The following is a 13,882-nucleotide window of genomic DNA, read 5'->3' as shown; positions in this document are numbered from 1 at the left end:
TCCCCGCTTGAATACGATTCCCGTGCAGTTCCGGCGCGTCCTTTCCGGCATGCGCCCGACCGGCCGGCTGCACCTCGGCCACTACCACGGCGTGCTGAAGAACTGGGTGCGCCTGCAACACGAGTTCGAATGCTTTTTCTTTGTGGCGGACTGGCATGCGCTGACCACGCATTACGACAGCTCGCGCGACATCGAGGCGCATGTCTGGGACATGGTCATCGACTGGCTCGCCGCCGGTGTCGATCCGGGCGATGCGCGCATCTTCGTGCAGTCGCGCGTGCCCGAACATGCGGAACTGCACCTGCTGCTGTCGATGATCACGCCGCTCGGCTGGCTCGAACGCGTGCCGAGCTACAAGGATCAGCAGGAACGGCTGAAGGAACGCGACCTGGGCACCTACGGCTTTCTCGGTTATCCGTTGCTGCAGGCGGCCGACATCCTGATCTATCGCGCCGGGCAGGTCCCGGTTGGCGAGGATCAGGTCGCGCACGTGGAGCTGACCCGCGAGGTCGCGCGCCGGTTCAACCACATCTACGGTCGCGAGCCGGAGTTCGAGGAGAAGGCCGAGACCGCGGCGCGCAAGATGGGCAAGAAGGCCGCGAAGCTCTATGCGAATTATCGTCGCGCCTACCAAGAGCAGGGCGACAGTGCCGCATTGCAAAGCGCCCGCGCACTGCTCGAAACCCAGCAGAACCTGACCGTCGCCGATCGAGAGCGGCTGTTCGGCTATCTCGAGGGCACCGGCAAGGTCATCCTGCCCGAACCGCAGCCGCTGCTGACCGAGGCGTCGAAGATGCCCGGGCTGGACGGCCAGAAGATGTCGAAGTCCTACAACAACACCATTGCACTGCGTGACGAACCGGACACGGTCGCGCAGTCACTGCGCACCATGCCGACCGATCCGGCGCGCGTGCGCCGCAACGATCCGGGCACGCCAGAGAAGTGTCCGGTCTGGGCGTTCCACAAGGTCTATTCCGACGAAGCGACTCGGCAGTGGGCGCATGCCGGCTGCACCAGCGCGGAGATCGGTTGCATCGACTGCAAGCAGCGCGTCATCGATGCGGTGCTTGATGAACTGCGTCCCATGCAGGAGCGTGCGCGCGAATACGAACAGCAGCCGGAACTCGTGCGCACGATCGTCAACGAAGGCTGCGACGCGGCGGCCACGGTCGCGCGCGAGACCCTGGCCGATGTACGCGCGGCGATCGGCCTGAACTACCGATGAGCGAATCCGCTCCGGAACAAACCGAGATGCCGTTCGCCGTGGTCTCGGGCGAGGCTTGGACGACGCTGCCGAAGGACCTCTACATCCCGCCGGATGCGCTCGAGGTCTTTCTGGAGACCTTTTCCGGGCCGCTCGATCTGCTGCTGTATCTGATCAAGCGACAGAACCTCGACATCCTCGATATCCCGATCGCGGAGATCACGCGCCAGTACATGGACTACGTCGAGCTGATGAAGGACATGAAGCTCGAACTGGCCGCGGAATACATGGTCATGGCCGCGATGCTCGCCGAGATCAAGTCGCGCATGCTGCTGCCGCGCCCGCCCAACGCCGGCGAGGACGAGGACGATCCGCGCGCCGAACTCGTGCGTCGCCTGCAGGAATATGAGCGTTTCCGCCAGGCCGCGGAGGACCTCGACGTGCTGCCGCAACTCGGCCGCGACGTGTTCCCGGTCGGTGCCGAATATCCGCATCCGCGTCGCGAGCGTCCGCCGCCGGCACCGCAGCTGACCGAACTCCTGCTGGCGTTCGCCGATGTCGTGCGGCGCGCGGAGTTGTTCGAACATCATCACGTGCGGCGCGAGCCGCTCAGTGTGCGCGAGCGCATGGTGCGCATACTCTCGCTGTTGCCGGAAGACGGCGTCGTGCAGCTCGCCGACCTGATCGACCCGACCGAGGGCCGGCTCGGCGTGGTCGTGTCGTTCCTGGCCGTGCTCGAACTGGTGAAGGAATCCCTGTTGAAAATCGTGCAGAACGAACCCTACGGACCGATCCATCTGTTCGTGCATGGCGGTCCGGCGCAGGAAGAGAGCGATGTCGAATCCTGATCTGAAATCCATCGTCGAGGCCGCGTTGCTGGCCGCCGGCAAGCCGCTCGATGTCGACGCGATCGTCGCGCTGTTCGCGCTTGACGAGGCGCCCACACGCGAAGAGGTTCGCACAGCGCTCGACGCGCTCTCCGCGGAGTGCGAAGGCCGCGGCATCGAACTCGTGCGGGTGGCCTCGGGCTGGCGCTACCAGGTGCCCGCGCGGCTGGCGCAGTGGGTCTCGCGACTGTGGGAGGAACGCCCGCAGCGCTATTCGCGTGCGTTGATGGAAACCCTGGCGCTGATCGCCTATCGCCAGCCGATCACGCGCAGCGAGGTCGAGGACGTGCGTGGCGTGGCGGTGTCAACGAACATCATCCGCACGCTGCTCGATCGCGACTGGATCCGGGTGGTCGGCCAGCGCGATGTCCCGGGCCGCCCGCAGCTGTTCGGCACCACGCGCGGATTTCTCGATTCCTTCGGGCTTCAGTCGCTCGAAGATCTCCCATCGCTTGCCGAGATCCGCGACCTCGATTCGATCAGCGCCGAGATGGAACTGTCGCTGCCCGGCTTCGAGCCGGTCGCCGGCGACGGTAACGACGAAGTCACGGGCGAGCAGATCGCCGTCGTTGTGGACGATCCGAACGCCGACGCACCGGCAGCGCTGGAGAAAGACGCCACGGCCGCGGAATCGCCGGACGAAGACGGCGCGCAGACGCTGCACTGATGGCTGGGAAGCGCCCGGGTGCGCCGCCGCAGCGTCTGCAGAAGATCCTCGCCGCGATGGGCCTGGGCTCGCGGCGTGAGATCGAACGCTGGATCGCCGCGGGCGAGGTAACGGTCAACGGCAGGGTCGCGACCGTCGGGACATCCGCCGCACCCGGCGATCGCGTCACCGTGCGCGGCCGGCCGGTCAATCTCGCTAAGGCGCCGAGCATCCAGGTCCTCGCCTATCACAAGCCCGAGGGCGAGGTCGTTGCGCGCAGCGATCCCGAGGGTCGTCCGACGGTGTTCGAGCGCCTGCCCAAACCCGCACGCGGGCGCTGGATTGCCATCGGTCGACTCGACCTGAACACCTCGGGTCTGCTCCTGCTAACCACCGACGGCGCACTGGCGAACACGCTGATGCATCCATCCGCGCAGATCGAGCGTGAATACGCCGTGCGCGTGCGCGGCGAGATCGACGAGGCACTGATTCGCCGTCTCGTATCGGGCGTCACGCTCGAAGATGGCCCGGCGCGGTTCGAAGATGTGGTCTATTCCGGTGGCGAGGGGCTGAATCACTGGTTTCATGTCGTGCTCTGCGAGGGGCGCAAGCGCGAGGTGCGACGATTGTGGGAATCCCAGGGCGTCGTGGTCAGTCGACTGAAGCGCGCGCGCTTCGCGAACGTGACCATTTCCGGGCTTCGCCCCGGCACTTCGCGCGAACTCACCGCCGACGAAATCGCATCGTTGCGGGGCTATGTTTCGGCGCGCGCGAAGATCAGTCCCGATGCCGCGGCGGCGGACTGAACTGAGGGGCCGGCATGTCGCGCAAATCCATCCGGCTCGACGAACGCCTGCACGGTTATCTGCTCGACCATTCGCTGCGCGAGAGCGCAACGCTTGCGGCATTGCGCGAGGAAACCGCAAAGCTTGCCGAAGCGAACATGCAGATCGCCCCGGAACAGGGCCAGTTCCTGCGCCTGCTGGTGCATCTGGCGGGCGCACGCTCCGCGCTCGAAATCGGCACGTTCACCGGTTACAGCGCGATCTGCATCGCCGAAGCGCTGGGTAACGAAGGGCGCCTGATCTGCTGTGATCGCTCGACCGAATGGACCGACATCGCGCGGCGCTGGTTTGAGCGTGCGGGTGTGGCCGGGCGCATCGAACTGCGTGTGCAGCCGGCGCTAAGGACGCTCGATGAACTGCTCGCCGATGATCGTGTCGCGGGGTTCGACTTCGCGTTCATCGACGCGGACAAGACTGCCTACGACGAGTATTACGAGCGGTGTCTGCAACTTGTGCGCGTCGGCGGGCTCATTGTGTTCGACAACATGCTCTGGGACGGCGCGGTCGCGGATCCGACCGTGACCGATGCGGATACCGAGGCCCTGCGAGCGATGAATCGCAAGCTGCGCGATGACGATCGCATCGAGCTCTCATTGCTGCCGCTGGCTGACGGCGTAACGCTCGCGCGCCGCCTGCGCTGATGGCGCTGCGCGCGGCCGGCCGGCAGCTGCGCGAGATTCACAAACGATTGCTTACCGCACACGGCCCGCAACACTGGTGGCCGGCGAATTCGGCATTCGAGGTCATGGTCGGAGCGGTGCTGACCCAGAACACCGCGTGGACCAATGTCGAGCGCGCCATTGCCGCACTGCGCTCCGACGCGTTGCTTGGGCCCGAAGCGATTCTCGCCGCCGATGAGGTGCGACTCGCCGCTGCGCTGCGGCCGTCGGGCTATTTCAACGTCAAGGCGCGCCGACTGCGCGCGCTGTGCGCGTGGCTGGTCGAGCTGGGCGGTGTGGATGGCGCGGCGGGTCTTGGCGTGACGCAGCTGCGCGCGAGTCTGCTCGGCGTGCACGGCATCGGGCCGGAGACCGCCGACGATATCGTGCTCTATGCGTTCGGTCATCCGGTGTTCGTGATCGATGCCTACACGCGCCGGCTCTACGCGCGCCTCGGACAGATCGATGGCGATGAACCCTACGAACAACTACGGGGGTGGTTCGAGCAATCATTCGGCCCGGATACGGGTCTCTTCAACGAACACCACGCGCTGATCGTCCGCCATGCCAAGGACGTCTGCCGAAAGCGTGTGCCGCACTGCGGGCATTGCGTTCTGTCCGGCCGTTGCGCGGCGTATCGAACGGACCCTTCGCGGGCTGTAGTTAGGTTCCCGGTCCGGTGATATCTTCCAGACCTGCTGTTCTTGTGAGGTAAGGGAATGTCTGCGTTTCGGGCGATCGCCGCGGTTTTGTGTCTGGGCCTGGTACCCGGAGCGTGTATGGCGGGGTTGAGTGAAGACGATATCCTTCGCCGGCCGCTGGCCGACATCGAGCGGATGCTGCCCGACGAGCATCCGACCGCTTACTACCTGTATGCGGCGCGCCTGTTCCAGGAAGGGCGAAAGGACGATTCGGTGTTCTGGTTCTACGCCGGGCAGTTGCGTTACCGGTTTTATCTCAGCGCCAACCCCGGGCTGCCGCCTGATGGCGACCCGGCGGTGATGTCCTCACTGAACGCGACGATTGGGCAGACCATCAACGAATATGCCGGTGGAGACGTACAACTTTGGAGCGGTTCAATCGACCGCGCGCTTGCATGGGATGCCGCGACTGACAACGGATTTACGTCGAAGACGGCCCATAATAAACAGTGGAACGAGGTCCGCACGGGCCTGAGCCAGCTTCGCGATATGATCACAAGCCAGGCCGATCAGATTCGCGCGCAGCGAGCGAAGGCTGGAATGCCGAACCGATAGGACGCTGGCGTTTGATGTGCTGCCCAAGAGCGAGGCGATGACAGACGATCTCTTCGAGATCATTGACCGCATGGACGCGCCGGGCTTTGCAAGCCGGTTTGCGCAGGACGGTCGCTTCCGGTTCGCGAACATGCCGCAGATCTGCGGTCGCGGTTGTGTGCAGGAGTTTGTCGCTGGATTCTTCAGTTCGATCGCCGGGCTATCGCATACCGTCCGGCGCAGCTGGGATACCGCGGACGGTGTCGTCTGCCATGGTGACGTCACCTATACCCGAAAGGACGGATCAACACTCACGGTGCCATTTGCGGTGATCTACACGGCGGACGACGACGGCATACGCGATTACCGAATCTTCATGGACGCCTCGGCGCTGTAACGGTTTTGAGTGCATGAGCAACGCAAACGGTGCGTGATACGCACCCTGCATGTGCGGTGTGAGTAGGGTGCGCACGGCGCACCGGTGCCAGCGGCCTTTGAACCACAGAGGCGCAGAGGGTGCAGAGGTTTTTCGGGAGCAAGGGTGCCCACGGCGCACCGTGTTCAATGATCACACGCCGGAAATGGTGCGTGATACGCACCCTACATGTGCGGTGTGAGTAGGGTGCGCACGGCGCACCGGAAGGCGATTGAAATGCCGCATGCGGTGCGTAGTACGCACCCTACATGGGCGAACCGAGAACGGGGCGTGGACGCAATCCGGCGCGTTGTACGGCTTCGCCGAGCTGGCGCGTGAGCGGTCCGTCGTCGACCTCCCACTGGCCGTCTGCAACGCGCGCGCCGGTTTCGGCATTGAACACCACATAACTCGAACGCGAGTAATGCGGCAGTCGCCGCGCCAGCGCGCTGATCAGGGGCGGGCGGTTACAGATCAGGCGACCAACGGGAACGTCCATCGCATTGCGTTTCACGCTCGCCACGCAGTGGTTCCCGAGATCGTATGTTTTGCCTGATGCGGTGAACGCGCCCGTGGTTTGCGCGTCTTCCGGGTCGGCCAAGCCGTTGCCCTGCCGAAACAGCCAAGCGGGTTGTTCGAGGTCGAACGGCTGGTCGTCGTCAAGGATGCGCGCGCCGGGATACCGTGCGCTCCAGGCGTCGGCCAGCGCCCGCCAGGCCGTGGCCTGCTCCGGGTCTGTAGCGGCGGGCAGTGCCAGCGTCAGGGTCTGCGCGCCGAACAGCTCGCCGAACGAAGGCGGAATCTCCGCCGCGTCGACGCGCCGGAACAGATCAAACTGCGGGTCGATATCCACGCGCAGGGGTTCGGCCGACAGGGCGATCGCGAAGGTCTGATCTCTGGTGTTCATGCTCACCGTCGTTTCGAACGCAGCCGGATCGTCGCGAAGCGTGATCGCGATCGGGATGCGCAGTCGGTACGCGGGGGCATCCTGCGTCTGACGAAGTCGCAGATTCAGAGTGTATTGGCCGTCGGCGGTCTTTTCGGCGCGCACCGGTTCGAGCTTCAGTATTGGCGCACCTGTGCGCTCGATCCACTGTGCAAACTCATCGCTCAGATCAGCGCCACTGGTCCGCTCGAAGCTTTCCCGCAGGTCGTCGAACCCGGCGCGTTCGAAGCGGTGCCGCGCGATGAAATCACGCAGGCCGGCGATGAATACCTGGTCGCCAAGGCGCACACGCAGCATGTGCCACAGGAACAGGGACTTTCCGTAGCCCACGGCCTGGGTCGCCTCGGAATGGCGTGCACGGAAGCCGGTGAGCGGAAAGTCGCTGGCCTCGCGCGCGAAGTTCGCATACGACTGGAGCGTGTTACGGCGGTGACGCGCGGCGTCGCCCTGTTTCTCGCGCTCGCGATGATCGGCGAGGTACGAGGTCAGGCCCTCGCTCCAGTTGCCGCCGTCACCGACATACACGCCGTTGCCGAACCAGTTGTGCACGATCTCGTGCGGCAGCGAACTGCGCAGGATGAACGGCAGGCGCAGCACGCGCGGACCGAGCAGCGTGAACCCCGGCATGCCATAGCCGGTCTCGGCGGTGTTCTCGACGATGGCAAACGAGGCGTACGGGTAGGGGCCGAGCAGTCCCGCGTACTCCGCCAGATATTCGCGCGTGACCGGCAGATAGCGTGCGGCGAGTTCCGGGTCCGGCGACTGCAAGAGTGCCTCGACCGGCACCTCGCCGGCGCGATCCATGTAGCGCGCAAACGGCGCCGCGTAGAACCACGCGGCCTCCTGCGGCTCGGAGATGCGAAAGTGTTCGCCGTGTGTGTCGACTGTTCGTTCGCCCTGGCTGACGGCGCTCCAGCCTTGCGGCAAACGCGCATCGAGGCTGAACACGATCGGACGGTCTGCGAGTTCGGGCAGCCAGTACAGGTCTGGCGACAGCGACAGCATGCGATCGGCGGCGGGCGGCCGCCCGTGATAGCGCAGGCGGTACTCGCCGGCGGAATCCGGTTCGACCTGCACCCGCTGGACCGCACCGTGGCGGGAGACCACGCGGGCTGGGGCGTCCACGGCCAGCCACGCACCCAGATTCAGCTCCAGCGGCCCATGCGCGCCGGGCGCCTGCAGGCGATCGGCGATGCTCAGCTCACCACCGGCCGCCGGGAACTCCAGACTGAGTTTGTGCTCAATCGGCGCGGCGGCCGGCACGGGGTTGGCGGCGAGCGCCAGCACCACGAAAGCGCCGGCCCGATACAATGGCGCCGGATCGCCGCGGAACGGAACGATGGCCCGAAGACTGCTGCTGCTCATCTCGCTCATTGTGGCGGACCTGGTCGTGACGCTGCCATTGCACGCAGGCATCGGGCCGGTGATCCACACCGCCCGCGATACCATCGTGGATTTCAGCGAACTCGTCGAGCGCCTTGCCGACAAGCGGGTCGTCTACCTTGGCGAGCAGCACGACCGCTACGACCACCACCTGTTCCAGCTCGAGGTCGCCCGCGCACTGCATGCGCAGGGCCGCGCGCTCGCGATCGGCGTCGAGTGGTTCGACCAGAGCGTGCAGGGCGTACTGGACGAATACCTCGCCGGCGCGATCGACGAGCCCGCCATGCTTGACCGCACCGACTACTACCGGCGCTGGGGCTACGACTTTCGCATGCTGCGACCGGTGCTGCGCTTTGCGCGTGACCGCGGGCTGCCGGTGCTGGCGCTGAACGCGCCGCGCGAACTGACCGAGCGCATCGGTCGCGAGGGGATCGACAGCCTGCTGCCGGCCGAGCGCGCGCAGTTGCCTGCCGAGCTCGATTTCAGCAACCAGGCCTACGATGCGTTCCTGCGCGGCATGCTCGAACAGCACGATGGCGCGCGTGATTTCGAGCGCTTTCGCACCGTGCAGATCGTCTGGGACGAGACCATGGCGCAGAACGCGGCCGACTTTCTGCGTGAGCGCCCGGAATCCCGCATGCTGGTGATCGCCGGCGCCGGGCATCTCATCCATCGCTATGGAATTCCGGATCGTGTCGCGCGGCGCGTGCCGGGTCTGCGCACGGTGGTGCTGCTGAACGTCGAGGGCGACGAGTTCGGTCCGGATGCCGCGGATTTTCGCGTCGCGACCGTGCTCGATGAATTACCGCCAACCGGCAAGATGGGCGTGGTGTTGCACTCGGGCGATCTGGGCGTGCGCGTCGATGCGGTCACCGCCGCCAGTGGTGCCGAGGTGGCCGGCATTCTGCCCGGCGATCGCATCACGCAGATCGACGGGCGCACGGTGCGCAGGTTCGCCGACGTGAAGGCGATCCTGGCCGACCGCCCGCCGGGCGAGACCGTCACCGTGGAGCTTTCGCGGCGCGAACTGCCGGGCGGCGAAACCCAAACTCTACGGCTGGCCGTCGAGCTGCACTGATTGCGCCCCGATCCGATGGCGGGCGCCGTCGGCCGCTAGTCCTCGGCGCACTCCGGGTCGTTGCTGCCGCCGCGGCCATAGGGCATGCGGGTGTGGCCGTAACGGATCGCGAGAATCGTGAACGCCAGCAGCAGCATCGTGCCGCCGATGCCCATCATGGTCTGCCAGCTCATGTCCTTGGAGTCGAGAATGACGTATCGCGCGAGTGCGACGATCGCTATATAGATCGGGTAGCGCACCGGCAGTCGGTGCGATTCGTAGTAGATGCCGACCATCGCCACGACTTCGAGGTAGATGAACAGCAGCAGCAGGTCGGCGAGGTTGACGTGGCGGGCGTCGATGACCTTGTAGACCTCTTCGCCGATGGCGACGATGGTTGCGATCAGAATGATGGCCAGACCCACGTGCTCGACGACATGGATGACCTTCTTCGGCAGGATGGCGCTTTTGTTTTCAGTGTCTTGCATGGCTTATCGCACCTTCATTCCGGGTTTGGCGCCGCTGTCCGGCGCGAGCAGAAACGGGCCGGATTCGTCGTCGCTGGCGGCCAGCACCATGCCTTCGGAGACGCCGAAGCGCATCTTGCGCGGTGCCAGATTAGCGACGGCGATCGTCAGCCGGCCGACCAGGTCCGCCGGGGCGTAGGCCGACTTGATGCCGGCGAACACCTGCCGCTGCGAACCGCCGAGGTCCAGCGTAAGGCGCAGCAGCTTGTCGGCGCCCTCGACCGGCTCGGCCGCAGCGATGCGCGCCACGCGCAGGTCGACCTTCGCGAAGTCGTCGATTGCGATCGTCGCCGCAGCCGATTCGGCCGGCGCGGGTTTCGCTGGCGCCGCAGTGGCCGGGGCGAGATCGGCACTGGAGTTCGTGATCACGGCATCGATTTGAGCACGCTCGATCCGGCCCAGCAACGGTTTGAATGCCTCAATCGCGTGATCCAGGAGCGGGGCACCCAAGCTCGACCAGGTCGGCGCACTGATATTTAGAAACGCCTCGGAGTCGCGCGCGAGTCCGGGTGTCACCGGGCGGAGCGCGCCGATCAGGAGGCGATAGAGGTTCAGCCCGGTGGTGCAGACCAGATGCAATTGCGCGGTCGCGCCGTCGTCTTTCGCGAGCTGCCAGGGCTTGCGCTCGTCGATGTACTGGTTCGCGCGGTCGGCCAGCGCCATGATCTCGCGCATCACCCGCGAATACTCGCGCGCCTCGTACAGCGCGGGCGCTGCGGTTAGTGCCTCGACGTAGCCGGCGTAGCCGGCCGAGTCGTCCAGCGCGGCAGCCAGCCGGCCGTCGAAGCGCTTGGCGATGAATCCCGCACAGCGGCTTGCGATGTTCACGAGCTTGCCGACCAGGTCGGCGTTCACGCGCGCGACGAAGTCGTCGAGATTGAGATCGATGTCGTCGATGCCGGGGCCGAGTTTCGCCGCGAAGTAGTAGCGCAGCGGGTCGGCCGGCAGGTGATCGAGCCAGGTACGCGCGCGGATGAAGGTGCCGCGCGATTTGGACATCTTCTGCCCGTCGACCGTCAGGAACCCGTGCGCGAACACGGCGCTCGGCGTGCGAAAGCCGGCGCCCTTGAGCATGGCCGGCCAGAACAGGCAGTGGAAGCGCGTGATGTCCTTGCCAATGAAATGATAGAGCTCGGTGGTCGCGTCGTCGGTCCAGAAGGCATCGAAATCCAGCCCCTGCGCATTCGCCAGCGCGCGGAAGCTCGCGATGTAGCCGATCGGCGCATCCAGCCAGACATAGAAATACTTGCCGGGCGCGTCGGGAATCTCGAAGCCGAAATACGGCGCGTTGCGCGAGATGTCCCAGGGTTTCAGTCCATCGGCGAACAGCTCCAGCAGCTTGTTCGCGATCTCGGATTGCACATGCCCGCCGCCGCCGATCCAGTTGCGCAGCCAGTCCGCGAACGCCGTGAGATCGAACAGATACTGCTCGGATTCCTTCTCGACGGGTGTCGCACCCGAAACCGCGGAGACCGGATTCTTCAGGTCCGTCGGGTCATACGTCGCGCCGCAGACTTCGCAGCCGTCACCGTACTGATCCGCCGCACCGCAGCGCGGGCAGGTGCCACGGATGAAGCGGTCGGGCAGGAACATGCCCTCAACCGGATCGTAGGCCTGCTGCACGGTCTTCGTGCGGATATGTCCGCCGTCGCGAAGCCGCGTGTAGATGGTCTCGGCGAAGTGGCGGTTCTCGGGTGAGTGCGTGGAGTGGTAATGATCGAAGCCGATGTTGAATCCGGCGAAGTCGGCCTGATGTTCGGCGCCGATGCGATCGATGAGCGCCTCGGGCGTGATGCCCTCGGAACGCGCGCGCAGCATGATCGGCGTGCCGTGCGCGTCGTCGGCGCAGACATAGAACACCTCGTCACCGGCCATGCGCCGGGCGCGTACCCAGATGTCGGTCTGGATGTATTCGACAAGGTGGCCGATGTGGATCGGGCCGTTTGCGTAGGGCAACGCGGAGGTGACGAGGATTCGGCGGGCGCTCATGGTGTGGTCAGGTGCTTGCGCCGCGCGGCTGTCTCGCGCCGGGGCGTTCGGGTAAAATTACTAGTTTACCGTATTCAAGGCGCGCCACCGGGCGGGCTTGCCGCGTTCCCTTCGGGCTTGGTCCCGCATGACGAATCGTACGCAAGCCGTTGACGTGGGGATGGATTCCCCGATCTGCCCAGCCGCGTTTTTCGACACTTCGGTCACCCGGGACGGGCCGGCCGCTGAATTCCGAAATTACTTGTCGCCGGTGTGGGATTTCAGGCCCGCCGGTGCTGGAGCTGAGCATGTCCATTACCGAACAGCAGGTCAACGAGGCCATCAAGGGTTTTGTCGATCCGCATCTCGAAAAAGATCTGGTTGCCGCGAAGTCGATCAAGAGCATCGCGATCGACGGCGATCGTGTGACGGTCGACGTCGTGCTGGGTTACCCCGCCAAGGGCTATGCCGCGACGCTCGCCGACGACCTCAAGAAGCGAATCGATGCGCTGGGCGCGAAGGCCACGGTCAAGGTCACGAGCAAGATCGTCTCGCATGCCGCGCAGAAGTCCCTGAAGCCCATCGACAACGTCCGGAACATCATCGCCGTCGCCTCGGGCAAGGGCGGGGTCGGCAAGTCCACCGTCGCAGTGAATCTGGCGCTGGCGCTTGCGGCCGAAGGTGCGACGGTCGGCATCCTCGATGCGGACATCTATGGCCCGAGCCAGCCGCGCATGCTCGGCATCCATGGTCAGCCGGAATCGAAAGACGGCAAGTCGCTCGAGCCGATGCTGAGCCACAACGTGCAGGCGATGTCCATTGGCTTTCTGATTGACGAAGAGACGCCGATGATCTGGCGTGGCCCGATGGTCACCCAGGCACTCGAACAGCTGCTCAACGACACCAACTGGCGCGATCTCGACTATCTGGTGATCGACCTGCCGCCGGGCACCGGCGACGCGCAGCTCACGCTGGCGCAGAAGGTGCCGGTCTCCGGTGCCGTGATTGTCACGACCCCGCAGGACATTGCGTTGCTCGACGCGCGCAAGGGGCTGAAGATGTTCCAGAAGGTCGAGGTGCCGGTACTCGGCATCGTCGAGAACATGTCCATCCACATCTGTTCGAACTGCGGTCACGAGGAGCACATCTTCGGCGAGGGCGGCGGCGTGCGCATGGCCGAACAGTACGACGTGGATTTCCTCGGGGGCATCCCGCTGGACAAGTCCATCCGCGAGAACGCCGACGGTGGCAAGCCCAGCGTTGTGGCGGACCCCGACGGTCGCATCGCCCAGACCTACCGGGAGATCGCGCGCCGCACGGCCGCGAAGCTCTCGCTGCAGGCGAAGGAATACAGCCAGAAGTTCCCGAACATCGTCATTTCCAACAACTGATTCCACGAACGCCAGGGGAGCGCGAACGATGTCGATCAAGTCCGACCGCTGGATACGGCGCATGGTCGCCGAGCACGGCCTGATCGAGCCGTTCGAGCCGAATCAGGTTCGGGATACGAAAGACGGTGCGCGGGCGATTTCGTACGGCACATCGAGCTACGGCTACGACATCCGATGCGCTGACGAATTCAAGATCTTCACGAACATCAACACGACGATCGTCGATCCGAAGGCGTTCGACGCGCGCAACTTCGTTGACGTCAAGTCAGATGTTTGCGTGATCCCGCCGAACTCGTTCGCGCTGGCACGCACGGTCGAATACTTTCGCATCCCGCGCGATGTGCTGACCATCTGCCTCGGCAAGTCGACGTATGCGCGCTGCGGCATCATCGTGAACGTCACGCCGCTCGAACCGGAGTGGGAAGGGCATGTGACGCTGGAGTTCTCCAACACCACGCCGCTGCCGGCGAAGATCTATGCGAACGAGGGTGTAGCTCAGGTGCTGTTCCTGCAGGCCGACGAAGTGTGTGAAACGTCCTATCGCGACCGCGGTGGCAAGTACCAGGGCCAGCGCGGCGTCACGCTACCAAAACCCTAGCTCCACATTCGCATTGTAGGGTGCGCATGGCGCACTGCCAGAGCTTGTTCGTTTGAACCGCCAAGACGCCAAGGTCGCCAAGTAATTTTGTAGGGTGCGCACCGCGCACCGTTGGCGGCAG

The 13,882-nt window shown here is 65.0% G+C and carries 14 protein-coding genes; 11 read left to right on the top strand and 3 right to left on the bottom strand.

Features of this window, described 5'->3' with window-relative positions:
• Positions 1 to 7: 7 nt before the first annotated feature.
• From KDG50_05515 to KDG50_05480, 8 genes are all read left to right on the top strand, one after another.
• A complete protein-coding gene (locus tag KDG50_05515; protein ID MCB1864867.1) occupies positions 8 to 1,225 on the top strand; it encodes a tryptophan--tRNA ligase in 1,218 nt (405 codons plus the stop codon).
• On the top strand, positions 1,222 to 2,052 hold the full coding sequence (locus KDG50_05510; GenBank protein ID MCB1864866.1) for a segregation/condensation protein A: 831 nt from the start codon (positions 1,222 to 1,224) through the stop codon (positions 2,050 to 2,052). The genes KDG50_05515 and KDG50_05510 overlap by 4 nt, the downstream gene beginning before the upstream one ends.
• Positions 2,039 to 2,758, top strand: a complete 720-nt coding sequence (scpB, locus tag KDG50_05505; GenBank protein MCB1864865.1) for an SMC-Scp complex subunit ScpB — start codon at positions 2,039 to 2,041, stop codon at positions 2,756 to 2,758. The genes KDG50_05510 and scpB overlap by 14 nt, the downstream gene beginning before the upstream one ends.
• Positions 2,758 to 3,543, top strand: a complete 786-nt coding sequence (locus KDG50_05500) for an rRNA pseudouridine synthase (GenBank protein ID MCB1864864.1) — start codon at positions 2,758 to 2,760, stop codon at positions 3,541 to 3,543. Before scpB ends, KDG50_05500 begins: the two co-directional genes overlap by 1 nt.
• 14 nt (positions 3,544 to 3,557) lie before the next feature.
• Positions 3,558 to 4,223: a class I SAM-dependent methyltransferase gene (locus tag KDG50_05495; protein MCB1864863.1), complete on the top strand. Its 666-nt coding sequence runs from the start codon at positions 3,558 to 3,560 to the stop codon at positions 4,221 to 4,223.
• Positions 4,223 to 4,924 (top strand): endonuclease, encoded by a 702-nt coding sequence (locus tag KDG50_05490; GenBank protein ID MCB1864862.1) that lies wholly within the window; start codon positions 4,223 to 4,225, stop codon positions 4,922 to 4,924. Before KDG50_05495 ends, KDG50_05490 begins: the two co-directional genes overlap by 1 nt.
• Before the next feature lie 96 nt (positions 4,925 to 5,020).
• Positions 5,021 to 5,497, top strand: a complete 477-nt coding sequence (locus KDG50_05485) for a hypothetical protein (GenBank protein MCB1864861.1) — start codon at positions 5,021 to 5,023, stop codon at positions 5,495 to 5,497.
• 37 nt (positions 5,498 to 5,534) lie between these two features.
• Positions 5,535 to 5,873: a nuclear transport factor 2 family protein gene (locus KDG50_05480; protein ID MCB1864860.1), complete on the top strand. Its 339-nt coding sequence runs from the start codon at positions 5,535 to 5,537 to the stop codon at positions 5,871 to 5,873.
• A gap of 283 nt (positions 5,874 to 6,156) precedes the next feature.
• On the opposite strand, the gene KDG50_05475 is transcribed toward KDG50_05480, so the two are convergent.
• Complete coding sequence (locus KDG50_05475; protein MCB1864859.1) at positions 6,157 to 8,211, bottom strand: hypothetical protein; 2,055 nt, start codon at positions 8,209 to 8,211, stop codon at positions 6,157 to 6,159.
• Here KDG50_05475 and KDG50_05470 point away from each other — a divergent pair.
• The gene (locus tag KDG50_05470) at positions 8,177 to 9,298 is read left to right on the top strand and encodes a ChaN family lipoprotein (GenBank protein ID MCB1864858.1); all 1,122 of its coding nucleotides are present in this window, start codon (positions 8,177 to 8,179) and stop codon (positions 9,296 to 9,298) included. The two genes, KDG50_05475 and KDG50_05470, sit on opposite strands and share 35 nt — an antisense overlap.
• 35 nt (positions 9,299 to 9,333) lie before the next feature.
• Here KDG50_05470 and KDG50_05465 read toward each other — a convergent pair whose 3' ends face one another.
• Complete coding sequence (locus tag KDG50_05465) at positions 9,334 to 9,765, bottom strand: phosphate-starvation-inducible PsiE family protein (protein ID MCB1864857.1); 432 nt, start codon at positions 9,763 to 9,765, stop codon at positions 9,334 to 9,336.
• A 3-nt stretch (positions 9,766 to 9,768) separates the two neighbouring features.
• On the bottom strand, positions 9,769 to 11,793 hold the full coding sequence (gene metG, locus KDG50_05460) for a methionine--tRNA ligase (GenBank protein ID MCB1864856.1): 2,025 nt from the start codon (positions 11,791 to 11,793) through the stop codon (positions 9,769 to 9,771).
• A gap of 287 nt (positions 11,794 to 12,080) precedes the next feature.
• Here metG and apbC point away from each other — a divergent pair, with 287 nt between their 5' ends.
• Together apbC and KDG50_05450 are read left to right on the top strand one after the other, a co-directional pair.
• The gene (gene apbC / locus KDG50_05455; protein MCB1864855.1) at positions 12,081 to 13,163 is read left to right on the top strand and encodes an iron-sulfur cluster carrier protein ApbC; all 1,083 of its coding nucleotides are present in this window, start codon (positions 12,081 to 12,083) and stop codon (positions 13,161 to 13,163) included.
• 28 nt (positions 13,164 to 13,191) lie between these two features.
• Positions 13,192 to 13,761: a dCTP deaminase gene (locus KDG50_05450; protein MCB1864854.1), complete on the top strand. Its 570-nt coding sequence runs from the start codon at positions 13,192 to 13,194 to the stop codon at positions 13,759 to 13,761.
• Positions 13,762 to 13,882 lie beyond the last annotated feature (121 nt).

Source organism: Chromatiales bacterium, assembly GCA_020445605.1.
In the GTDB taxonomy this organism is placed as follows: domain Bacteria; phylum Pseudomonadota; class Gammaproteobacteria; order JAGRGH01; family JAGRGH01; genus JAGRGH01.
Note: the sequence above shows the minus strand (reverse complement) of the source record. Positions and strands in the feature narration are given on the sequence as shown.